This is a genomic window from Microcoleus sp. B4-C1, from assembly GCF_036705285.1.
In the GTDB taxonomy this organism is placed as follows: domain Bacteria; phylum Cyanobacteriota; class Cyanobacteriia; order Cyanobacteriales; family Microcoleaceae; genus Microcoleus.
The window spans coordinates 138,523-162,510 of the sequence record NZ_JAUBUC010000001.1 but is presented as its reverse complement, the minus strand read 5'-3'; the positions used below and the strand labels follow the sequence as shown (position 1 = coordinate 162,510).

Genomic DNA, 23,988 nt, shown 5'->3' with positions numbered 1-23,988 from the left:
CCTTTACAGACAACATCAAGTTGCCCGTTCACCGCTGGTGCGAGATGAGCGTGCGGGTTTCTCGGCCTCTTGGGTCGAAACCGTTATTGCTAGAGCCTTGGAACGGGGGAGTGCGACTGTCTTCGATCCATTTGCCGGTGCGGGGACGACGCTGCTTGCTGCTGAGAAAATGGGGGTTGAATGCTTGGGAGTAGAAGCTCATCCCTTCGTTGCTAGGATTGCTTCAGCCAAGTTGTTATATCGAACTGACCCCGCTCTTTATTTAGAGCATATAAGAAATGTCAAAATACGTGCCGAAAATTTGTCGGGCTGTGTAGATAATTATCCGGCTTTGATTCGTTCTTGTTTAAGCGATCGCTCCCTTGAAGGCTTAAATCGATTGTGGCAGGCTTGGAAACAATTAGCTGACGATTCTCCTCAATCCGAGTTGGTATGGCTGACAATTATAGCCATTCTCTGCCATGTTTTCTGCGTTGGAACTGCCCCTTGGCAGTACATCTTACCTAACCCAACCAAAAAATCTGTATTGTAGCCGATGTCAGCTTTTGAGCTAATGGTTCAAACCCAGGTTCAAGACATGAGAATTGCAGGAAAAACAGCAGCTAATACTGCTAAGAGCGTTCGCTCTGATGCTCGGAATTGTCTTGGCGTACCGGATGATTTTGCTGATTTAATCATTACCTCGCCGCCCTATGCTAATAACTATGACTATGCCGATGCTACGCGCTTAGAGATGTGCTTTGCAGGAGAAATTAGTGGAAAAACCGGAAGCATAACGTCCCTCTGTGCGAAGGCTGTTTGTGGGTTAGGGGATGAGCGATCTTTGACAATAGCTTGTATCAACAGTTCTTAGTTTTAGGCAGAAATTAACAGCGATAGAGCAGGAAAGTATTACTGTAAAATGTTAAAATAATAGCGTTATGGTAAACTGTAGTAACGAGCGGATTGGGACAGTATATAGGAGAGCTTTCGATCGTGAAGTTAGTGAAAAAACATATTATTTCTCGCCACCACTGGAACGCAAATGCTTTGGGGATACAGGGCGTGGTAGTACGGAAAGTTCGGGTTACTCCTTACAAAACGGTTCGATAAAGCAAGTGAGATATTTGTCTATCAAACCTGTAACTATTATTGGCATGAAGAGGCTAGGCTATGGAGTTATATACTACCACCACCACCACGATAGATGGCGAGCGCATTCAAGAGTACGCCAAGAAGCTACGCCAAGGGAATTTTTTAGAAACTTTGGCCTTGAATGTAGCAATGGGGATTCATACCGAAATTACTAAAAGGGATGAAACATTAGAAGGCTTTAGTCCTAAGTGTGTTGATGAACTCGAAAAATTTCTCAAAGAGCAGATAGTTGATGATGCTTTCTACTTGACAAAAGCAGAGGAGATATTAAATCATCTGACCCTCTGGCTTGAGGCAGGTAGAACCGAGGAAAATTTATGGAAAAACGTGGCACTTGATTCAGCTTTAATTTTTCTAGAGCCACTCGATTTATCCAATCGGACACTAGATGAGTTAACCGCTATGCTGGGGCTGGCTTCAAAAACAGTTCCCGCAACCGAACCCCAGGTATTTATCAGCACCACAATCACTCAAATACTCACCTCAGCCCCTCCTAGAACGGCTTGCAAGTCCTTATTACGAATTTGGGATTGGCAAGAAGATGCCCATAAAAATGTGTTTTTTCGAGATAATTACAACACGGGTTTTGTTAAGTTAGCCTTAAAGGATAAAGACCCAGTTACTAAAGAATATTTTTACTTTACAGGCAAGGCCGCCTGGGGAATTATTGAGGAATTTGGCAATTTGGGGAAAGATACTGCCAAACTCCACTGTTTACTATCTGCCTATGTTTTTCAACAAGCTGTGCCTTGGAGAACTGAAATTAAGCTAGCTGGAACTGGGAAAAATGGTGGCACTAACCTCATAGACTTAATGGGTTGGGGTGAGCGTAAAGATATGACCACTTCCCAGAAGTTACTCAGGATAGAGCAATGCCTGAAGCTTCTGAGAAGGCTGGACGCTACCATTAAATGGAATATCGGGAAGCTAGGATGCGATATGAATTCCCTCATTTGGGACGTTGCTGTGGAGCGCTACGGGCAGCGTAACATTTTCACAAATGAAATTGATGAACCAACAGAAATAGTAGCCTTCATTCGGGCGGGTAGATGGACTGAGTTTTTCTTTAATAAACCTGGCAAGAATGCCAAGCCTCCAGTGGCCTTATATGAGTTTGGTTGGATTTCAGAATCGACGCTAAAAATGAACCCCTATCATGATGAGCTAGCATTTTTAATTGCCATCAATATAACAACAGAAAGCGCCATTCATACAAATGGAAAATACACGGTTAAGACCGTCCTAGAGATGGTGATGCCGAAAAATCAAATTGAATTAATGCGGTCTGTTAAATACAAAGCTCAAGATATAAAGGAGCGGTGGGGTAAAGCTTTAATGCGATTGATTGAGTTAGATTGGCAGATTATATATGACTCTGAAACCTACCCAGAATGGTTGCGTCCTGGAAGTACAACAGGTAAACCCAAAGATTGCAAAAAAAGAATTATTGATTTACTGCTAGAAGCTGGCGTCACCATCAAGCCTCCCGGTAAAATTCCTGCCTTGATAGCTGCTAAAAAATCAGCATCTTTGCCCCGGAAACGGAAATCAGCATCTGCTGCCCCGTTAGAGTGGGAACCGATACAGAAGGCTTGTGAAGCAAAGGGTTGGACGAAGCAAAGAGCCATCGCCGAAAAGCTGGGCATATCTCAGCAGCTAGTCTCACAGCTTCAGCGCGGCAAGCCAATTAGCCCCAAAACCGCCGCCCACCTCAGAAAAATCTTGCCTAAAGTGCTACCGGAACTGTCAATCTAGCTTCCCATCCCTTTAACTCGAACTCCAGCCCCAAGCGTAGTAAGGCTGGAGTTTTGCGTAGTAAGGCAAAAATGACCTCAAAATCACCTTCAAACTATTATCAGGCAAGGCTTACGACTTTACTACGGACACACCCGGATCTAGCTACCAAAACACCCGGATCTAGCTACCAAAACACCCGGATCTAGCTACCTTTCAAATTTGAAACCGTTTTACAGCAAGCGTTTCAGAACTTTACTACGCCTGGATTATCTTAATTAATTAATTATCTTTGATCGGCGTGCAAGCAGCGATTTTCAGAACATGAGACAAAGGGATGTTCCCCACTCAAGGAATAGCCCGGTGAAGATTTATCGAGATAGCACAGGCATTGACCTTCAAAATCAGTCCTCACAGAGACTCATAGTCCACTTAACCCCATCTGACCCGTTCATGAGGCGCTCTGGCGGTAGCCAGATTCGGGTGCAACTTGGAGTGCCTTTCGCATTGCTACTAGGCCAGAAGGTCAACACAGCCAACATGGGGGTGCGTTATGGTCTTGTCTAAGTCCGCCCTCACTGAATGGCAAGAAAGCGGCGTAGACTCCGCCATCTTCGCCCTCAACGTGCAAACTCTTAGTGGCGACGCCCCCTACGCCTACCTCCTCTACGAAATTAACGCCGCCTCCGGCAGAGTCCACCCCGACGCACAATGGCGGTGGGCCAGAAAACACTACAGCCACATCGAGCACGGTGGTTGGTGGTGTTCGGGCCTTGACCCCCTCAACAACTGGCAGCCCATGTATTGGGGCTGCTTCAAACCCTATCAGCCCCGCAACAGCTTCGACCCAAACGGTAAAACCAAGCCCGTCAAATACGAACACCCCCCCAAAACCCCCACCAGAGCCTTCTTCCTGCAAGTCCCAGACCACATCTGGGCAAAAGTTGCAGAACGCCACGGCGTCCCCATCAACCCTGAAAATCCAGAGGACTTAGAGATGGGGAGCACAGGAACGGGGGAGACGGGAGACGAAAATCTCCCCTCTGCCCCTGTGCCCCTCCGCAACCCCACAAACCCGCCTCAATTCTGGGAATGGGTTTGGCTCAACAACATCCCCGTCACCATCGTCGAAGGCGTAAAAAAAGCCGCCTGCCTGCTCACAATGGGCTACGCGGCCATTGCCCTCCCCGGCGTCACGATGGGCGTCAGAACCAAGAACGCGCTAGGGGAGAAGTGCAACCCCTATCTCATCCCCGAACTCCAACACTTCGCCACCCCAGGGCGGGAAATCTACATCGGCTTCGATCGCGACAGCAAGCGCTCTACCGTCCTCAACGTCAACCGCGAGATTGACAAACTCGGCCGCCTGTTCACCGCCGCCAAATGCTCTGTCAGCGTCATCACTCTGCCAGGACCGGAGAAAGGCATCGACGATTTCGTGGTAGCCAGAGGCGAGGATGCGCTCATTGCCCTCAAAAACGCAGCACGAGGCTTCCAATTTTGGCAGGATAGGGAATCATGGCTTTTAACCTATCCCGCGTCTTTAACGCTAAATTCTCGCTATCTGGGAGAACTCCCCTATCCAGAGTCCGGGTTAGCCTGCATCAAATCCCCCAAAGGCACCGGCAAAACCCGCTCCCTCGCCCACCTGGTTTCCCACGCCCTCAACACGGGCGAACGCCGCGTGCTAGTCATCACCCACAGGATTCAGCTCGGCCGCGCCATCTGCGCTGGGTTGGGAATCAACTACATCGACGAAACCAAGAACTCGCCGGAAGGCAAATTATTCGGGTACGGCTTGTGTGTAGACAGCCTCCACCCCCACTCAATGGCCCGTTTCAACCCCGAAAACTGGTCTGGGGCGATCGTCCTCATTGATGAGTGCGAACAAGTCATCTGGCACGCCTTGAACTCCAGCACCTGCCGCGAAAACCGCGTCGCCATCTTGCAAACCCTGCAAGAACTCATTCGCACCGTCTTAACCACCGGCGGCTTAATCGTTGCCCAGGATGCTGATTTATCTGATTGCGCGATCGACTACTTGAAGGCGCTTGCTGGCATCCCTCTCGAACCTTGGATTGCCGTCAACCAATGGAAACCTAAAAAAGAGCGGGACGCGATCTTCTACGCCACTCAAAGTCCCGCACCACTATTCGCTCAAATGGAGCAAATTCTGTCGCGAGAAGTCACCGGCTGCGACCTTGAAAGTCGCGCCCTCTGCTGCCCGATCGATCGAAACAGGCCCCACATTATGGTTGTTGAAGACTCCCAAAAAGTCAAAGGAAAATGGTCGTGTCGCAATCTAGAAACACAACTGCAAAAACGATTTCCCGACAAGCGCATTCTCAGGATTGATAGCGAGTCAGTAGCCGACCCCAACCACCCCGCTTATGGCTGCGTTGAGAAACTTAATGCCACCATTCAAAACTACGACATCATCATCGCTAGCCCCACCATTGGCACAGGAGTTAGCATCGACATTCGCGGTTATTTTACAGCCGTATTCGGCATTTTCAAAGGAGCAATTGCCGTCAACGATGCCTTGCAAGGTCTCGCTCGCGTCAGGGATGAAAATGTTCCAATCTTTGTCTGGACAGCGCCCTTTGGCATTGGCAAAATTGGCAACGGCAACGCTTCTTACCGAGCTCTCCTCGCTTCCCAGCAGAAGGTTATCAAAACCAACATCCGCTTGCTGCAAAGCGTTGACTTCGACATCGACGCGGCCCACGACCCGGTTCACCTGCGGACTTGGGCAAAAATGGCTGCTAGAATCAATGCCGGAATGTGGCATTACAGGGAGGCGATTAGGTACAGCTTAAAAGCTGAAGGGTTTCAGGTAAAACTGTGCCGAGAAAATCAGCTAGAACAACTCCTTTTAGAGGGATTAACGCAGCAAATAGCAGCCAGCGCGGTCAAAAACTGGAAGCTATTGCAGCAGCTTGCCCGGGAGGTTGATGCTCAGTTAAATGAATTAACTCTCCGAAATGTCGGAGCTGCTCTGGTTAAGGAAGAGGCTGAGTCAATTCAGCAAGAGAACCGCAGGGTAGAAGCGGATGCTGTTGCTGGTGCTCCTGATATTACTCTGTCTGAGTATCTGAAGTTGAAGGACAAGCGCTCCAAGACTCCCGGCGAACTCAATCAAGAACGCAAGTACCAACTGCAAGAGACTTATGGTGTGTCGGTGACGCCCGAGCTGAAATTGAAGGACGACGACGGCTGGCTGCCTCAAATTCGCCTGCATTACTATTTGACCCATGACCCAGAGTTTGTCAAGAAACGAGATAAAAATCACTTGGCAGGCCATCAAGAAAGGGGTCAAGGGAAGGTTTGCCCGCAAGATTTGCGCTTCCTGAAAGCTTCTGTGGAAGCTCTCAAGAAGTTGGGGCTGATGGAGTTCTTTGACTCAGACAGGGAGTATCGAGGGACTGACCCGGAGGTGATAGCCTTTGCTCAAAGGGTCAAGCAGTATTCTGCGGACGTGAAAGATTTTCTGGGTATCAACGTCCACCCTAATGCCCACCCAATGGAGGTGGTTCAGTATGTTTTGAAGGGGAAGCTGGGCTTTACCCTGCGGCTGGTTCGCCAAGAAAGGTCGGAGGAACGAGATGCTTTGGGCAGGCCCAAGCGCATTCGAGTTTACCAGTTCCAGTTCCCCAACGACGGCAGGTCGGCGATTTTTGCAGCTTGGCAGCAGCGGGATGAGAAGGCCATCTCTTTGGCAGAAGCCGCGGCTCCCTGTTTGGAAGGGGTTCCTGGCGGCACAGGGTCGGATAAAGATATAAAGATATCGGGAAGTGTGCCACCAATTGATGAAGCTGCGAACGCAGGACACTCATTGAAGGTGGGCGCGCTTGTGCGGTTTGTTGGTGAGGTTCAAAAATATGTGGTTAAAGCTGTCTCAGGCGCTCGAGTGATGGTGGAATCGTTGCTTTCGGGTGCGATCTTCCACACTTGCGATCGCCGTTTGGAGCTGGCGGATTGAGGAGCAAGGTGAGAACGCTGCCAAAAAGTGCGATTCGTTTAGTCCCAGCGCGACCTGAAAAGGATCGTCTGTTCCGCAGAGCCTACTCTGCTAAGGACTTCACAGCCTTTACCCTCATGTAAAAGACTCATCTGAGTCCGGCCGCGTCTCAGTACAGTATTAGACGCTCGCGGCGCCGGCTCGCCGAAAAAATACTTTTCAAACGCGATATCGAGGGGAATTCGCGGATGGAACGATCGCGCTCACCTATGCGTGCGGTCTCAGACTATATTGCCTCGAAAGACCGCAATACCCCTATCGCAGGAGTTCTGTGGGGGGCGCAGTTGGCGCTCTTCAAAGCAAGTAATGCTGCGAGCGATCGCCAATAAACATATCTCAAGCCAATAAATAATAACTCCGACAGGTATCCGGTAAAAACTTGAAAGATTCCAATCCCTCACAAGTTAAATTAGAGATTTGTGTGATAGAGGATATCGTCTTTCCAAACGCTTCATCTCTGTTGGCATATCTGTCAGTTGTCGCGCGCTCAGCAATCGATGCTACCTAGCCTCCCATCATATCTTTGAAGTGCGTGAATATCAGACGATTGTGCTTGCATCCGCTTGCAATTAATGCAGGCTCTAATATTAGAGATTTTCATTGATTGATTTAAAGAAATGTCGCTCTGCAATTTCTCTATCGAGAAATTGGTCTGAAAATTTATCAAAACAAATCAGGTGCAATAGATGCACAGTTAAAAACTCATGTCAATCCCAAAAGGAAAGCGAGATTTGATTTCAATTTTGCCACTAAAACATTTGAAGGATATGCCGCCTGCAATTGAATTGCCTGCCAACTTCGCCAAAATTCATCCCCCGCGCTTTAACTGTGGCGAAATGGTGCGCTGGACGGGTGTTAGCGAAGAAGCTGACAGAGGAATGGTTATCGGCAAATTTTACAACTACGAACAATGTCAATGCTGTTGGATGTGGTGTTACATCATTTGCCTTACTCCTGATTCCAAAAGTGCAACGTGGTGTCAGTTTGATACTGCCTGGGAGGAAGATTTGGAGAAGTTTGAGAATGATAAAAAAGCAGCAGAATCTGACCGATAGAGAACGCAATTTGATTGCAGTTTACAGTCAATGCCAATTGCGAATGACACCGAGGCAGTTTTATGCAAAGTGGGGAGTGAGTTATGAGGAAATCGCTTTTATTTGTTCTCGTTCAGATTCTACAGTGCGGCGTTGGTTTAAAACGGGTAAAAATCGCAGATTTCCTACTGCTGTCGATTTGCGTCATTTGGCTTTAATGGATTTTTTGCTGGAGCATTTTGAGGAAATTCCAGAGACATTGGTGGCTTTCCTGTGTCCGCCTTGCGAAGAGAATAGCCTGGATTAATAGTGGCGCGTATAACGGAAAGACTGTTTAGGGCAACGACTGTATACGTTGTCGCAATCATATACTGCTGACTTGTTCTAACAGTTTTGTTGGCTGCTATACATCAAGCTTTTTCAGCATCAAAAAATAATTGGAGCTTGTCTTAGCACAAACCTTGTCAAATATCAATGTCACCGTGACCTGTCTTTGACAAGATTATTCAATTACTGTCTTGGCAAGCAATGAAACAAGAGCACAATCTGTTACTTTTACTGCTGAGGTACTAAAATGACCTACTCTGAAAAATTGCACCCGTGGTGTATCATTAGCCTGCTTCCTAATTGTCAGCGTGTTATTGTGGCACGATTTCGTAAGAGAAACGATGCAGACGATCATCTACGGGTTTTGCAGCGGTTAGTGAAAACCCGCACATTTGTGATTATTTTTGACATCCAACCAAAGCCTACTGTGCCTAAAGAATAACGGCGAATGCAGCGAAGGTTTGAAATCGAATTAATCAAGATACCTGCGTTAGTTGAATAAACCGACTTTCCAGCGATTTCTCCCAGCGACAGAACCTACTGATAGCTGGGAGAAGTTTTTATCAATTGAATGGTGTTAACTCAATAAATTGTCAGTAGCCGACTTTTTAAAGTGTACTAACTACAACTTGTTATCATAGTCTAGATTGACGCTCTAGAGCTATCGCATTTGTACGGATAGTTACAATTGTATGAGTAAATATACTCGGATTGATAGCTGTGCAATCGTAGATGTGGCTAATAGTAATATAGCTTGCGAGCGCAATAGATATTCCTTCTCTATCAATACTTCGGAATTTTGAAGAGTTTTTTTGGGAGATGGCTCTGGCGCAAGGTTCGTAGGTGGCTAATGTTGCGCTGAGTTTTTGGATTTCTTGCCATAGCTCTACTATCAAGGCTTCTTTTGCCTCGTTCAATAGTTGCTTTAAGCCGGGTAGTTTTTCCATTCCTTTATCTAATGTCTATCTCGTCTTCTTGTCAAGGGGGTTGAGCAATTACAATCAAAGAATCAATAGAGACAAGTGCGACCGCATCTTGTCGGACAGATAATTAATGGGAATTAATTAAGAAATTTCTTGGGAAACACGCTTACCGTTAAAACTTTACAAAAAATAGATCGTTAAAAGCAAGGCCGCGATCGCGGCAATTTTTGAGAATAAGCTGCACTTGCTTGTACTGCGAATCCAGCCATGACCCAAATAGAACCAAATTCCGAACTAACTGGAGAGGATATTCCACTTTCAGCTACTCAAAAAGTGGGTGAAACCATCAACAAAACTGAGAACACTTCACAGAGTCCTGACTTACTTGATGAAGGAGAATCAGAACCTTATGAATTCAATTTTTGTACAATCAAAATCCACATTGTTATGCGACCAGACGATGGGCATCCAGAAGGGCGAATCGTAGAAATTACAGCAACGAGCCATGACGACTTACCACTATTAGTACAAGTTAGAGAAAACTCGATTGGAGCTTGGCCAAACCATTTACAAGAATTGCTCCAGCGGTTAGCCTCTAACCTACCTAACCGAAAAGTGAGTGCTCAAATTCGTTCTTCTGTTGGTCAACCCCGGAAAAAAGCCAAACCAAATCTTCAAAATCCTGCTAACCACCCCGTCAACAAAGGTGAAGCTGGAGTACAAATCCCCCTGTTTTAAAGAGGTAACAATGAGTCTAATAGAATATGAAGGCAGGCAAATCGAACTGCCCAACGAAATTACTGCAAATGATGAAAAATTGCTAGAAGTCCTACTTCCTTACTTCCCTGAATTAAGCGAAGCTACAATTGAACGAAAAACAGGTCAACCCATTAAAATCATCAAACAAGCCAAGACAAAGGGTGTAGAAGAAGATTGGAAAAAAGAACTATGCGTACTGCTCACTCCCCATTCCCCACTCCCCTCACTTGTCGCAGCACCGGAAGAACCGAATCAAGCTGTCCAACTCACTTGGGCTCTGCAATGCGACTCTATCAGCGGTTGTGTTACTCCGCTAACCTTGGCAAGTCGGGCTCAAGAACTCTCTGACGCGATCGCTCTGGGTGAGCAAGAACTACAGCGATTTAGAGACACTCTCAAAAAACTCCAACTTGCGCCAGCTATTGCTTGTCTCCAAATTCCTCTTAATTTTTAATGCCTGCAACTATTTTGTCTGTGTCGCAAGCCATTGCCGCTTTGCGACACTCCTACCCAGTAACTAAGCCACTTGAAGCGATTGAATTTCTCAGACAAACGCTCAATAGCGCTCAACTTCTCAATCTTTACCAGCACTTTTTTTCAACTGAATTTGCTACCAGTACCAGTTCTATTTACTCGGATACTCCTGATAATCATAGCCCCCGCGAATTAGAATTATTCCGTCTTCTTGACGAAACAGAACTTATCCCGATCAGCCCCTGGCAATTAGAAATAGCACAAGAAGAACGCCTCGACCAACTCCTGATTGAGTCTTGGGGGTTGGATTGGTTGAGCTATGAAGATATTGATTCCTTAGCTCCTGAATGGCAAATCCTGCTTTCTCTAAGTTCTGAAGGACTAAATTGGCTAACTGAAAATGAGATGAAAGATTGGTATGAACAAGAATTTGAAGTTTCATTTTCTCAGATTCTACCACCAGATAGGATCAATCATCAGCAATTCCAACAGTTTTGCTCTCTGGCTGAATTTCCCGTAAAAGGGATGCCAATTGTACTGAGTTTCCTCAATTACTCAACGGGTAATATTTGGCTTGACGGCTGCGCTCAACACGAGTATCAATTTGGAGAATGGACAGTCGAAAACTTGATATTTTTATCAGAACAATGGCAAAGTGCTAAAGAATTAATAACCCAGGCTCAACAGGTCATTGACTGGCTTGCTACTGACCGCCATCGACATTTTCAGCAAATTCTTGAACTCTGGAACAAAAGCACCTTGTCAATTTGAATTACCCCTGAATCCGAATAATTACGAGTGAACCAGCAACCGCTAGTGCGGTTGTAGTTGTTGGAAATTGAGGCCTTAATTATGACTGAAACTCTAACAACAGCCAAAAGAATTGCACGTCTTAATGACCAATTACGTCAAGGAGATACCAAAATTGGTGAAATTCGGATTACTCAAGCTGTAAAAGCTATTCTTCCCGAACAGCAACAAAAGTTACTGCAATTACTAAGAGATTTTAACACCTTTGAAGCTGGCAACAACCCCTACGGAGAACGAGATTTTCTTAGCATTCAACTTGACAGTAAAAGCTATTTTTTCAAAATTGATTATTTTGACAGGAAAGCATGGCTGGAAAATCAGGAAGTTAGTTCACAATGTCCAGAAGACCCCGACAAAACTTGGAGAGTTGCTACCCTAATGCAGTCGAACGAATATTAATTTTCAAGCATGAGCTAACCTTACCTATCGGGTTAGCTCCATAACCTCTATCGATTTCAAGTTATTATGCAACATTTGTCAGGAGAAGTCTTTCGTGAAATTCTGCAAACAGCTCCCCGACAGCTAGCAGAAATTGATGCTGAATTACTGTTCATCAAAGAACAATATCTGTTCCATTATCGAGAAGGAACAAAGGAACACTACAAACTACTCTCCTCTGTCAGTTTGAGAACTGCATTTTCTCACGAGCCGATTGATACGGATTGGATGCCCCCAGGAGTCATAAGGTGGGGAACTAACTCTCAAGGAAATTGGGTAGTAAAATTCATATCTCCTGCCCAATATAACCTCCAATTTGATGAGAGTAAACCCATTACTATTCCACTAACTGCCTTGGTATTTGTAGGACAAAACACTCAATATTGGGTATTTGCAACTGATTTTGCTACTTTCAACCCAGAGTCGAAAGCTTACCACACTCCTTTACCAAACATCCATCCAAACGGTTTAATTTGCTGGGGGAAAAATACTCCACCTGTTGCTTCAACTCAAACCATTGATATTGCTTGGCAGAGCTTCATAACCACTCCTTTCAATGCTGACTTATCCAGCCAAAAAAGCCGAAACTTTCCCCAAGATGTCAGAGAACATCTGAAAAGTTTAGCCTTGAGAAAAAGGCGTACCTATCCTGTTAAAGATTTAGTTGAAGTGAGGTACAGTCCTTCAATTGACTCTTTAGTGCAACACCTCCTATTGATTGCTAACCCTACCTAAATCAAAACTTCTATGTAGGGACTGCACTCAATATTTATTGTTCAACACAAAGTTTAAGTTAATGCTAAAACTTTTTAACCACATTCATGCCTCTATTCCCTTGCCTCCCATTGCTACTGGGGTATTCTGCGAATACGTTACAGCCTCTAACGGCGTGTTTGTGCGTTCAGTTCGCCCCGGACTAGAGGCCATGATTCCTGTTGCAAATTCAACGCCCAATACTATCAAAGGGTTGCCACCTATAGAACCATACTTGCACCTTGAGACTCGTTTAGTACCATCAGAACTGCTACTTTCTATATTGACAAAAGCTGTATTCACCAAAGATAGCAGTGGCAATCTCACAGAGATTTTATTTCACCTATCCCTTGACAGTAGTAATCAATGGCAACTGACAATTCCAGTCCAATTGACTACACGAACGAGCTGCCAGCCTTTTGACAATTCATCCTACTCAACTGCTTTAATTGAGTGCCACTCTCACGCAGAATTGCCTGCTTTCTTTAGCAGCACAGATGATGCTGACGAGCGGGGTTTTCGCCTCTATGCAGTCTTGGGTAAAGTTAATACCTTGACTCCTGAGATTTTAGTGAGAATCGGAATTTTCGGACACTATAGCTTAATTAAAGCTAATTCTGTATTTGAAGAGCCACATTTTATCACTGATGCTTACCAAAACTCCCTTAAACCTCGACTTTGAGTACGCAAATTCCACACCTCTCCTTCTCAAAGATTACTCTCACCTTCACTTATGGCTCGTTGGCTGTGGCGGCACTGGCTCTTATGTAGCTGAAAGTTTAGCACGATTAGCTTACGTTTTCAAACAAGTTGGGAAAAATGTCAATATTACCTTTGTAGATCCCGATATTGTGGAAGGGAAAAATTTGGGGAGGCAGAGATTTTGTCAATCTGAACTTGGACTGAATAAAGCCACTACTCTTGCCTTGCGTTACAATCTTACCTGGGGGCTAGAAATTAGTGCAATTCCTGACTATTTTGACCCCAAATTGGTAAAATCATACTGGAATGATTTGGTAATTATCATTGGCTGCGTTGACAATAGTGCTGCTCGCCGTTCCTTGGGCAAAACGCTAGAGAATAACCGCCACGCTGAGATTCCTAGAATCTGGTATCTTGATGCTGGCAATAACTTTGATAGCGGTCAAATTCTACTGGGCAGCCATAATAGCCTTGAAGAGCTAACTCCGCACCTGGATAAGTTCAAGAAAACAGGCATTATGGGAGCGCTTCCCTCTCCTGTTTTACAATGCCCCAATTTGATAGAATTGCGACCTGAAGAATTGGGAAATACCCATTTATCTTGTGCTGAGTTGGCTAATCTTAACGCTCAGAGTCTCACAATTAATCAAACAATTGCCTCAATCGTTACTGACTATCTATTCCGCCTCAGTTTGACAAAGGACTTGCGTAATTTTGCCACTTTCCTTAACCTTAAATCTGGTTCTATGCGCTCAGAATTTATCAGTTGTTCATCTCTCATAAAGTTTAGTTGTACTTGATACAAATCCTGGTTAGCTACACCTAACGGGATAACAACCCCGTCAAAAGCTTGATAAAATCAAGGACATAGCCCTCATACCCATCTGAAAAATCTGAGAGAGTAGAGGGGAGGGTAAAGGTTGAACAATACACCTTTACCCTCCCCTTCCCCTTCCCTTTATTTTGCTAACTTTATTAAGATTTTTTTTGGTTTAATACTGTGTTGAGTTGTAGCGTTTCGTGTAGGCATCGTCGGCAAAGGATTGAATCAGCTCAATCTGACTAGGATTGACTGTAATTTCCCAGACCTTGACTCGCTCAGGCACTGTCCAAGTTGCTTTCTTTTCATAGAGCCTCACGATACGCGGGAAACTCAGGTGCTTCAGCCCTGAGAGTAGTCAATACTAGGAGAGTTACCATTTTGAGTAATTGATGCAAGGCTTTTTTCGGAAATTTCAGAGTGTTCTGTATCTTGTATTGCAGTGAGATCGCTACTGCTGCCATTCTCTAAAATTCCTGTATTTGTTAAGTATTCTTCTAAGATGGGAATTAGAGAGCGATACCACTTTATTTGAGAACCACTCCATTTGTTTGTTGTTGAAGTAGCCAGCAAGAAAATACCATGAGCTGAGCCGGTTTGTGTCAGTATCCAAATTCGCTTGGCTTCATTACGCTCTTGATACCCCAATGAAACTAGAGCTTTGTTGACTAAATCTGGCTTGATTTTGCACTCTAAGTTATCTGTGAGTATTGCTGCTAGTTCCGTTACTGTCATCCCAACTTCTGTCAAAGGGGAAGCTGCACCAATCAGTTGTTTTGCCGTCTCTGCTACCCCTTTGAGTTCTGGGTACATAGAGGCCAGCGAGTTGAATTTAAACTGGGCGATCGCGGACGCACTCAGTCCGGTATCTTGTAGCCAAGCTACCAAGTGGTCTATCGTCTCTATGGCGGCAGCAATTTTTTCAGAAGTGGGCATCTTTGCTCGCTTAGTTTTCCATATCGTGATCTTGACAGCATGGCGATCTATCTAGCGGGACTTAAACAAATTTAAAGCCTAAATAAAGCCTAAATTTGCTTTATATGCACCAAAGATGCTAGCGAAAACTAGAAAGTTTTAGGCTTCTGTTCGAGAAGATACGCCCTAACGGGAGAAGTTGAAAAAAAATTAACTTCTCAAAGGTTATGGACTCTAACACCGCTTTAATCGGTCTCTCAAATATTTGCTCTAAATCTGACAACACTCCCCCCAGTGAAGTTAAAGAAGTGGTAGCGGTAATTTTCCCTTTTCTCACTCCGCATCCTTCCGATCAACTTCCCTTTAAAGTAGGCGATATCATCAAAACTGGTAAGCATTACGGTACTGTCACTTCTCTAAATCAAACCGATCGACCTGTAAGAATTACCTGGGATGCTAGTAACAGCGAAGACAGCTTTTCTTGGAATTATACACTTGATGAAATTCGTGTCCTCAAAATCTCCCTTGTGCCTCAGTTTATTCCTCAAAAAACTACTGGAGAACTTCCAGCTTGCACAACCATCGTACTTGCTAATTCGCAACAGGTACAATTCAGTAACACAACTATTTTCCAAGTAGAATCGCTGACTGAACACCACATTTTCATCTCGACTCTCGACCAATCTTATCTCTTTCCCATTAACTTGTTTCCAGGCTTCCCGACAAGTTGTACCATAGATATTCCTGCACCTCAGCAGTTAAAAGTCGCTCGCAGTTTGTCTGTTGCTGACCTCAAAATCCGAGCTAAGACGTATTTAGCTCTCGAAATACCCGACAACTTCTTAGAATTCGCTATGCCAATTCAAAAACAGCAATTCAAAGAAAAACTGGCTCGACAATTGAGCGAAGAAAATTACGAACTTCTAGAATTTAACATAGCTTGGGAAGAAACCTGGAAGCAGCACCTAGAAAACCTAGCCAAGAAACAAGGATTATACGGATTTAAAGAGGGAGATTACATTTTAAAATGCCGAGAAGGAGTTCAACAAAGGGGGACAGTCCAACGCTTGAACGTTGAAAATCTACGTCCATTCCAAATCGAGTGGAACAGCGGAGAAATCCAAAATTACAGTTTGACCGAACTCAAAGGTTTGGGTATAGCTCGTATCGAATCTATTGTTAAATTATCCCCCAATGTGGCTTATCAGATTAGCGAAGACGGCTCCTACTTTAGAGCTTGGATTGGGTTCCGTACTAAAGCGTTAGCTAAGGCTTGGCTAATACCTGTCAAAAAGCTAGTCGGCTACCTTAGCAACTTAATTGATTGCCAAGTTCCAGATATTCAACATACAGGCTCTAAATACGAATACGCTGTAGAATGTCCCCGGCATAAAACTTTAAGTAAGCGCTTAGAAACTCTCCGAAAAGTTGCTGAATTTGATTTAGAAAAGATGCCAAGATGATGGAATAAATGGGAAATCAAATATAATTGGCTAGTTTATGACAGTGTAAATGCGATAAACAACTCTGTTACTAATCCAAAATATAAATTGCCTAATGGCATAAAATGTTGATTTTTTCTAGTCGTAAATATCAACTCAAGGAACAATCTTTGAGTTTGAGTGCTATTCAATTCACCCTTGACCCTACAATTCCAGGATCGCATGAACAAAACAGTAATGATTTCCGGTAGTCGTTCCATTAATGAATTGCCTTTAGGAGCAATCGCATCTCTCAATCGCATCATTGAACTAGGATTTGAAGTTATAGTCGGTGATGCTTCTGGTATTGATAGCTTAGTTCAGCAGTATTTGCAGTCTAAGAATTACCAGAAAGTCTTGGTTTACTATGCCTTATTTAGCGGCAATGGCAAACCTAGGAATACTTTTGGTTATCCCACCATTGGCATTCCCGGAAACTATAGCGCTCGCGACATCCAAATGTGTTCGCATTGTGATTACGGACTAGCCATCTGGGACGGACAAAGCAAAGGAACAGCAGCTAATATCAAGCGAGTTAAGAAGACCAAAGTTGTTATTGTTTAAAAACCAACAACCACTGTTCATATTATTAATCAACAAATAAATCAGCGATCGCCCTCTAGTGTACCAGAGCGCTATCGCCTTTTTTTTGTTGATTTAACCTGCTTCGTGAAACAGTCTTGCACTCAAGCTAACGCTTATTAGGGAGGCGATAGAGTTATTATCTAGCACTAATAATGATTCAAACCTTACTAGAACGACCGCAGGAATTTAAACAAATTCCCTTCACTCTCAAACCACAACAGCAGCAAACACTCGACAAATTGAGAACATTTGCAAGCAGCACTGAGTCATTCTTTTTGCTCTGCGGTTATGCAGGCACAGGAAAAAGCACACTTATTTTTCTTCTAATCAAAGAACTCTTGGCTCAAAGCAAGCGCATTGTCCTCACTGCACCTACTAACAAAGCCGTCGGTATTCTCAGAAAAATGGCAGCCTCTCAAGGTATTTTCGGAGTAGACTTTCTGACAATACACCAACTTTTAGGCTTAGGCATAGTTCGCAAAGAACAAGAGAAAGTCTTAGAACAGACAAGCTGTTGTTACCTCCACCTCTACGATATCATTTTTCTTGACGAATGTTCGATGGTTGGAACTCAATTATGGTCTTGGATTGAGCGTAGATTTGAACGTACCCTGTTCAACCACCGCAAATTAATTCTCATGGGCGACCCAGCTCAGCTTAACCCCGTCGGAGAAAAACGCTCGCCTGTCTTCAGCATTACCAATAAAACTATGCTAACCGAAGTTGTCAGGCAAGCTGGAGAAAGTCCCGTCCTCGACTTCATCACCGAATGCCGTTCTTGTGTCAAGAATAAAACCGATATGTTCTTGCCACATTCTACCTACACTCAAGGGAACAAATCTAACGGTGCATTCAAAGTTAAGCCAGAAACACTCCTGCAATACGCCCTCAAAACCATCAAGTGCGAATTCACTTCCAACCCTGACTGCTTTCGGATTCTGTGCTGGACAAACAAGCAAGTCAACTATTACAATCAGGCCCTCCGAGAACAAGTTTACGGTCAAACAGCCCCCAGATTCATACCGGGAGAAAGGCTGATTACTAAGAAACCAGTCATGGCCCCTGATGGTAAGACCGTTATTTTGCCCACTTCAACTGAATTTACCATTAAAGAAGTTGAAACGAGCCAACACTACGGCTATCGAGTATGGCTTTTAAAGATTGTGACCGATGACGGTTTATTTCGGCAAATCTTTGTGCTGCATGAATCCGAAAATAAACGCTACCAGGCTGAACTTAAGGAAAAACTCAAGAGTGCCAAGCGCAGCGGATTTTTATGGCGCAAGTATTATTGGTTTAAGGACGACATATTTGCCGAAATTGACAATTGCTTTGCCCTGACTATTCACAATTCTCAAGGCAGCACTTTTGATGAAGTGGGTTTGGACATTAATGACATTTTGACTCGGCTATTGGTGGGAAAAGAAATGAGCAGCAAACAGAAACTTAAAGAATACCACCGCCTCTTGTATGTCGGAACGAGTCGCTGCCGCCAACGGATACTATTTGTTCCTCCAATTTCATCCAGAGTTCAACTTGCATTAGGATACTTAACTAAATCTGGTTCAAGTAACTTTTGATGATAGGCAGTAGAAAGTAGGGAGAAAATAGCAATAAATCGGTTTGTGAAAAAGGCGACATCTCACTTAGAATAATATATCAGTAGGGCGAAGCATGACCTCCGTAAATATAAGACGTTCACCAATAACTTATATGCCGGAATGCTTCGCTCTCTTTTTTTCGACAAGATGCACTCCCAAAAACTGCTACTTAGATTACGATTTTATTAATCAACAAGCTCAAATTTATCATCCTAAAATAAAGGTTGATTATTAGCTTTAATTGTTAAAAAATAATTACAATAATCCACCTGCTCTCAACCATATTGGTTCCACTCTTTCCACACTTCGACTCTCTTTTTTCAGCCACCGCTCGCGAGTGCTGCTACCGCAGCGGCAAATCGAACTTCTGACACACAACTAATTATGGCAAAATCTAGACTTACAGAAACACCCCCTCAGCAAAAAGTAGTACAGAGAGCAACCAAGAAAAAACGCTCTCCTGAAACAGCGACTAATTCCGCTAAGGCTGAAAAAACTGTTACAAAAATCACAAAAGGTTCTTCAACTTCTGAACCGGAAACAGCACTTTCAGAACAAGTAGAACCCTCTGAAAAATCCACAGAATATACACCAGTTTCAGCCACAGATGCTTCTGATTTAGGAGCTAAATCAAACGATGAGACATTGCCGGAGCCTTCTCCTTCCCCTTCCCCTTCAATCGTTGAATTTGCCTGTGATGCCAGAGAATTAAATGATTACATCCAAACTCTCAAAAGCAGCATTTATAGCAATAACAACCATGTCATTTTATCCAATATTCTCATAGAAGCAGATGCCGCAACTAGACAATTGCATTTAACTGCTTATAACCTGGAATTTGGGATACAAGCGAGTTTTGAAGCTAATATCAATCAATCTGGAAAGCTCACTCTCCCTGCAACCATACTCGCAGACATTCTCGGAAAATTTCCGAAAAGTCGCGTTACCTTAAAGAGTTCTTGGGAAATTATCAAAGGAAGTGACGTTCCATCAGTCAGTGCCACTCTGACTGCATCAAGGAGCAAGCACGTCATTCGTGGGCTAACTGCGGACGAATTCCCTGCTATCAAGAGCCTTGAACAAAAACTTGTGACCATTCCTGCTAGCGTGTTAATTGCTGTCCTCAAAGCCAGCTTATTTGCTGTAAGTTCTGAAGAAACCAAACGTATCTTAACTGGAGCTAACTTTCAACTAAGCCACGACGCAGAAAGGGGACTTTCTCAATTGAGAGTTTGGACAACAGACGGACATCGGATAGCAATGGTTGTAGGATTCAGTGAAAGCAGTGATTCCGATATTTTGAACACTCGAAACGTGCAATTTACAGTACCCACTAAGGTACTCCGGGTATTAGAGCGGACTTTGAATCCCACTGACAGAGTAGCTATTTACTATGAGACTGAGCCTGACAATAGCAATAACTTTGTTGCTTTTGAGTGGAACAATTGGCGGCTGACAGCGCAGTTATTAGAAGGAAAATACCCGAATTGCGACCAGATTATTGCTCCTTATCGGCATGAACTTAGCCATCAAATTGTGGTAGAGAAGCTCAGCTTTTTAAAAGCCTTAGAGCGGTTAGCTTCTCACAGCGATAAGTCCCATGTTACAGCAATTTTTGAATTCGATTTAGATAGTCAACAAGTGCGAATTTCACTAAATAATACTCTCAGTTCTGGTACTGAGATAGTTGATGCCAAACTATTCGGTTGTGACTTTCGGATCAAGTGCGACATCCGCTATTTAATTGATACAGTTAAAGCTGTTTCTAGTTCGGATTTGCGGATGTTAATGGCAACTCCTACGGCTCCCATACTGATTGCACCGTTTGGAATACCAGCGTCGGGTACAGAGGCTTTAGAGTGCGAATACATTATCGCTCCGCAAGAATAAAAGGTGGGGAGCGGCATCTAAATTTGATGCCCTCTCCTGCCCCAATTCGGAGCCTATTACTGTATAAATTAGGATAATTTAAATTCCTATTTTAACATAAAAATTATCTACAAGTGTGTTCAATACTCTCGCACCAACAACTTATATTAATACTAATTATCAAGACTCATGCAATAGTAGCCGTAGGGTGTGTCGCCATTAAAAATTCCTAATTTAGACAAACAATCTCACAGATCCGCACCTGACAAACAGAGCCCACAAACAAAGCTAACAATTCTGTAGCAAGATTTTTGAGAAATGGCATAACTTCAGGCACGGCTCCCCTATCGGGGAATAGTTACCAGAAGTATTCTAACGACTCAAAATGTACCAACCACTGCACCTCAAATACCGACCAAAAAACCTGCAAGAATTAGTGGGTCAAGACACCATCAAAACAACCTTGACCAATGCCATCACCTCCGACAAAATTGCTCAAGCTTACCTATTTACTGGCCCCAGAGGAACAGGCAAAACTTCAACCGCTCGCATCCTTGCTAAATCCCTCAATTGTTTGAATAGCAAAAAGCTAACCGCCACTCCTTGCGGAGAATGTTCAAGCTGCAAAACCATTGACTCCTGTTCAAGCTTAGACGTAACTGAAATCGATGCTGCCTCTCACAATGGCGTGGATGATGCCAGAGAATTAATACAACACAGCAACTTTGCGCCAGCGATGAGCCCTTACCGCATTTGGATTTTAGACGAGTGTCACCAACTCAGTACCAGCGCTCAAAATGCTCTCCTCAAATGCCTTGAAGAACCTCCGGCTCATGTGGTATTTATTCTCTGTACGACTGAAGCACATAAAGTCCTGCCGACAATTATTTCCCGCTGCCAAACTTTTAACTTCCGAGCCTTGTCAGTTGATGCTATTGTCGGACAATTGCACAAAATTAGCTCCGCTGAATCTATTGAGATCGCAAGTGAGGCCATGCGGGCGATCGCTCGCACCTGCGACGGAGGGTTAAGAGATGCCTTGCAATTACTCTCTCAGCTTTCACTGCTAAACTCAGAGATTACCCTAACTCAAGTTGCAGAAGTATCTGGCAGTATCAGCGAGCAAGAGTCGATCGCCCTTCTCAAAGCCATTCATTCTGGCGATACCTTAAGCGTACTGCAATCTTCGAGAACGCTCATTGACAGCGGCAAAACCCCTAAACTTATTCTCAGCAGCTTGCTAGCAGCAATGAGAGATTTGCTCATTGTCAAATCAACGCGCCACTGCCAGAATTTAATTGCAGGGCCAGTAGGCTACTCACAACTGCGCTCGCTCGCTCTTCATCTCGATTTTGAAACAATTGATGCGGCTTGTACACAATTGCAAAAATCAGAATTTCAATTGAGAACTAGCACCAATGCTGTTACTTGGTTAGAAGTCTGTCTGCTGAACTTGATGCTGTCAAGCAAACCCGCTGCCCCCGAAACGCGATTGCCGGCAACTTTCCCATCTAATCAGCCTGACAATTTTGATAAAACCCCTCAAACAATAGAGGCAGATTCTCCTGACTTTGAGACAACTTGGGCGCAAGTAGTAGCGGCAGCGAAACCAGGCAATCGTAGCCTCTTAAACCGCGCTCAAATTGCCGAACTTTCGGCTGATTCATGTGTGTTAGCAGTAGAAAGAAAATACGCGAATAAGTTTCAGAGTCACCTTGAATCCGTGCAGCGGATCGTTACTAAAGCTTTAGGCCGCTCTGTTACTGTAACTGTCAAACAACAGGAAGAGTTAGCAGCATGATTAGCATCCTAATTGGGAATGATACCTACGCAATTGAACGAGAAGTTGAAAAGTTTAAGACTCAAACTCATCCTCTCTGGCGAGATTTCAACATCCACCGCTTCGATACTTCTTCCCTGGATGCAGCCCTCTCTGCTGCTGCTTCAGTTCCTTTCGGCGGTGGAAACAAACTTATTGTCGTTGAAAATTGCGATTTCAAGCAATTTGGAGAAATGGGGCTAGAATTGCTGCAAATTTTGCCCCAATTACCTGTTACAACGCACTTAGTCTTCACTGCTGCTGTTATCGACAAACGGCTCAAGGTAGTCAAGCATTTGTTGCAGTTTGGTAACCTCAAGGAGTTTACTCTCATTCCTCCTTGGCGTACCGATTTGATTGAAAGTGCGATCGCTGCTACTGCTAAACAAAAGAATCTTTCAATTGCCAGAGATGCTGTCACCTATCTAGCGGTAGCGATTGGCAACGATTCTGCTAGAAGAGTCAGTGAACTAGAGAAATTAGCCATTTATGCAGCAGGCGCTCGCATTACGAAAGAAGCTGCTAAAATCCTCGTTCCAGCTACCACAGCCAACTGTTTTCAACTTGCCGAAGCTCTTTTAAAAGGTCAAGCAGTGGCGGCCATTAAGGTGCTTGATGAATTGCTATCTCGGGCAGAGTTTCCTTTAGCAATTATTGCCACTCTCCAAACTCAGTTTAAAACTTGGTTGTGGGTAAAAGCTACTATCAATTCCGACCAACAACGTTCTGATAGCGAAATTGCTAGTATGTGCGGAATTAGTAACCCCAAACGGCTGTATTTCCTTAAGCAGGAGGTTAAGGAAGTATCTGCGAACTTCTTAAGTCGAGCGCTCTCCATTTTGTTTGATTTAGAAATCGCTCTCAAAACAGGAGATAAGCCTGACTCGATGTTGCCTGCTTTGCTCAGCATCACTCAACTCACTCACCTTAAATAACAGGAAAGCGCTGCCGAGTTAATTCGGCAGTCTTTCATTAACAATCCTGGAGGCAAAAACTGCTTTGCAACACTATTGGTAGCAGTAAGGTGCGCGGCGTACCCTACAGATAGAGTTTATGCGTAAGTCTTAATTAACTGTAGTGACAAAGAAGTTGTTTTTCTCATTAATTTATCAAAGAAGTTTTGGAGTTTATTTATCGCACTAGGTCGCTATTTTTGTTGAATAACAGCTCATCTTTCCTGCATCATCCAAACGAGAAAGCCCAAGATTTGCTCAACAGGAGGTAGTGGATAATCTGTAAGGTCAATGGACGCGCATTGCTCTTCTAATTTAAGAAAACGCCAAACAGTACCGCTAGTCACCGTCCCGTAAATCGTCGATATCGGCTGTTGCTTTTGTTGGTTAAAGCGTTGAGCAGCAACCATTTCTGCAAGGCATTGCCCTAAAGCCGGTTTAAGGTCTTCTTTCTTGGCTGACACCAATATAACCGCAGGGGCTTTGATAAATAGTTGCTCCGGGGAACGACTAAGAAGAAAGTCAACATACCCTGTGAGTTCAGCCTCCGGTTCTACATTGAATTCCTCGCCTGAAAAAACGCTAATCTGTCCTTGAAGCTGGCGTTTTACTTCTAGTAACACAGGATTGATAATCCCCTCAGAACGAGCTTTTTCGCTACTCACCGCGATCGCCCAGGGAATCGTTTCTTTAAGAATATCCTGTAGTAAAGGGCTAGGAGTGACCGGGGAAATTTCTGGTAAGAAACGCGAGCCTTCAATGATTGTAAGATGGAAATCATCTACAGCTTTGCTGAGAGTAAATTTACTGTAAGGCATAGGTTTATTATTTTTAAT

The 23,988-nt window shown here is 44.1% G+C and carries 23 protein-coding genes; 20 read left to right on the top strand and 3 right to left on the bottom strand.

Annotated features, from left to right (window positions below):
- The first annotated feature begins 37 nt into the window (after positions 1-37).
- The 7 genes from QUB26_RS00775 (at position 38) to QUB26_RS00745 (ending at position 8,692) form a co-directional block, all read left to right on the top strand.
- Positions 38-532 (top strand): DNA methyltransferase, encoded by a 495-nt coding sequence (locus QUB26_RS00775; protein WP_333316123.1) that lies wholly within the window; start codon positions 38-40, stop codon positions 530-532.
- A gap of 21 nt (positions 533-553) precedes the next feature.
- Positions 554-853, top strand: a complete 300-nt coding sequence (locus QUB26_RS00770; protein ID WP_333316121.1) for a hypothetical protein — start codon at positions 554-556, stop codon at positions 851-853.
- A 299-nt stretch (positions 854-1,152) separates the two neighbouring features.
- The gene (locus QUB26_RS00765; protein WP_333316119.1) at positions 1,153-2,889 is read left to right on the top strand and encodes a helix-turn-helix transcriptional regulator; all 1,737 of its coding nucleotides are present in this window, start codon (positions 1,153-1,155) and stop codon (positions 2,887-2,889) included.
- A 532-nt stretch (positions 2,890-3,421) separates the two neighbouring features.
- On the top strand, positions 3,422-6,850 hold the full coding sequence (locus QUB26_RS00760) for a plasmid replication protein, CyRepA1 family (RefSeq protein WP_333316117.1): 3,429 nt from the start codon (positions 3,422-3,424) through the stop codon (positions 6,848-6,850).
- A gap of 743 nt (positions 6,851-7,593) precedes the next feature.
- Entirely contained in the window at positions 7,594-7,944 is a 351-nt protein-coding gene (locus QUB26_RS00755; protein WP_333316115.1) for a hypothetical protein, read from the top strand.
- Positions 7,913-8,230 carry a helix-turn-helix domain-containing protein gene (locus QUB26_RS00750; RefSeq protein ID WP_333316113.1) on the top strand — a complete coding sequence of 106 codons (318 nt, stop codon included), beginning with the start codon at positions 7,913-7,915 and terminating at the stop codon, positions 8,228-8,230. The genes QUB26_RS00755 and QUB26_RS00750 overlap by 32 nt, the downstream gene beginning before the upstream one ends.
- Positions 8,231-8,497: 267 nt before the next feature.
- A complete protein-coding gene (locus QUB26_RS00745; RefSeq protein ID WP_246276690.1) occupies positions 8,498-8,692 on the top strand; it encodes a hypothetical protein in 195 nt (64 codons plus the stop codon).
- Positions 8,693-8,885: 193 nt separating this feature from the next.
- On the opposite strand, the gene QUB26_RS00740 is transcribed toward QUB26_RS00745, so the two are convergent.
- Positions 8,886-9,197: a hypothetical protein gene (locus QUB26_RS00740; RefSeq protein WP_333316111.1), complete on the bottom strand. Its 312-nt coding sequence runs from the start codon at positions 9,195-9,197 to the stop codon at positions 8,886-8,888.
- Between the two features lie 243 nt (positions 9,198-9,440).
- On the opposite strand from QUB26_RS00740, the gene QUB26_RS00735 reads away from it, so the two are divergent.
- The 7 genes from QUB26_RS00735 to QUB26_RS00705 all read left to right on the top strand — a co-directional run bounded on the left by QUB26_RS00735 (position 9,441) and on the right by QUB26_RS00705 (position 13,909).
- On the top strand, positions 9,441-9,911 hold the full coding sequence (locus QUB26_RS00735; protein ID WP_333316109.1) for a hypothetical protein: 471 nt from the start codon (positions 9,441-9,443) through the stop codon (positions 9,909-9,911).
- A 10-nt stretch (positions 9,912-9,921) separates the two neighbouring features.
- Entirely contained in the window at positions 9,922-10,386 is a 465-nt protein-coding gene (locus QUB26_RS00730) for a hypothetical protein (protein WP_332946640.1), read from the top strand.
- Positions 10,386-11,177 (top strand): hypothetical protein, encoded by a 792-nt coding sequence (locus tag QUB26_RS00725; protein WP_333316106.1) that lies wholly within the window; start codon positions 10,386-10,388, stop codon positions 11,175-11,177. Before QUB26_RS00730 ends, QUB26_RS00725 begins: the two co-directional genes overlap by 1 nt.
- An 81-nt stretch (positions 11,178-11,258) precedes the next feature.
- On the top strand, positions 11,259-11,615 hold the full coding sequence (locus QUB26_RS00720; RefSeq protein ID WP_333316104.1) for a DUF3768 domain-containing protein: 357 nt from the start codon (positions 11,259-11,261) through the stop codon (positions 11,613-11,615).
- 66 nt (positions 11,616-11,681) lie between these two features.
- Positions 11,682-12,389, top strand: a complete 708-nt coding sequence (locus QUB26_RS00715; protein ID WP_333316102.1) for a hypothetical protein — start codon at positions 11,682-11,684, stop codon at positions 12,387-12,389.
- Between the two features lie 61 nt (positions 12,390-12,450).
- The gene (locus QUB26_RS00710; protein ID WP_172186655.1) at positions 12,451-13,089 is read left to right on the top strand and encodes a hypothetical protein; all 639 of its coding nucleotides are present in this window, start codon (positions 12,451-12,453) and stop codon (positions 13,087-13,089) included.
- On the top strand, positions 13,055-13,909 hold the full coding sequence (locus QUB26_RS00705) for a PRTRC system ThiF family protein (RefSeq protein WP_333151816.1): 855 nt from the start codon (positions 13,055-13,057) through the stop codon (positions 13,907-13,909). The genes QUB26_RS00710 and QUB26_RS00705 overlap by 35 nt, the downstream gene beginning before the upstream one ends.
- A 362-nt stretch (positions 13,910-14,271) precedes the next feature.
- On the opposite strand, the gene QUB26_RS00700 is transcribed toward QUB26_RS00705, so the two are convergent.
- Positions 14,272-14,865 (bottom strand): hypothetical protein, encoded by a 594-nt coding sequence (locus QUB26_RS00700; RefSeq protein WP_333316100.1) that lies wholly within the window; start codon positions 14,863-14,865, stop codon positions 14,272-14,274.
- A 206-nt stretch (positions 14,866-15,071) separates the two neighbouring features.
- Between QUB26_RS00700 and QUB26_RS00695 the strand changes: the two genes are divergently transcribed.
- The 6 genes from QUB26_RS00695 (at position 15,072) to holA (ending at position 23,134) form a co-directional block, all read left to right on the top strand.
- Positions 15,072-16,307, top strand: a complete 1,236-nt coding sequence (locus QUB26_RS00695; RefSeq protein WP_333316098.1) for a hypothetical protein — start codon at positions 15,072-15,074, stop codon at positions 16,305-16,307.
- Between the two features lie 201 nt (positions 16,308-16,508).
- Positions 16,509-16,889 carry a hypothetical protein gene (locus QUB26_RS00690; protein ID WP_333121254.1) on the top strand — a complete coding sequence of 127 codons (381 nt, stop codon included), beginning with the start codon at positions 16,509-16,511 and terminating at the stop codon, positions 16,887-16,889.
- A gap of 173 nt (positions 16,890-17,062) precedes the next feature.
- Positions 17,063-18,490: an AAA family ATPase gene (locus tag QUB26_RS00685; RefSeq protein WP_333316096.1), complete on the top strand. Its 1,428-nt coding sequence runs from the start codon at positions 17,063-17,065 to the stop codon at positions 18,488-18,490.
- Between the two features lie 405 nt (positions 18,491-18,895).
- Positions 18,896-20,401, top strand: coding sequence for a DNA polymerase III subunit beta (gene dnaN, locus QUB26_RS00680; RefSeq protein WP_333316094.1), 1,506 nt, complete (start codon positions 18,896-18,898; stop codon positions 20,399-20,401).
- A gap of 364 nt (positions 20,402-20,765) precedes the next feature.
- A complete protein-coding gene (gene dnaX / locus QUB26_RS00675) occupies positions 20,766-22,181 on the top strand; it encodes a DNA polymerase III subunit gamma/tau (RefSeq protein ID WP_333316092.1) in 1,416 nt (471 codons plus the stop codon).
- Entirely contained in the window at positions 22,178-23,134 is a 957-nt protein-coding gene (gene holA, locus QUB26_RS00670; RefSeq protein WP_333316090.1) for a DNA polymerase III subunit delta, read from the top strand. The genes dnaX and holA overlap by 4 nt, the downstream gene beginning before the upstream one ends.
- 233 nt (positions 23,135-23,367) lie before the next feature.
- Here the strand turns inward: holA and QUB26_RS00665 are convergent, their stop codons facing one another.
- Complete coding sequence (locus tag QUB26_RS00665; protein WP_333316088.1) at positions 23,368-23,970, bottom strand: hypothetical protein; 603 nt, start codon at positions 23,968-23,970, stop codon at positions 23,368-23,370.
- Positions 23,971-23,988 lie beyond the last annotated feature (18 nt).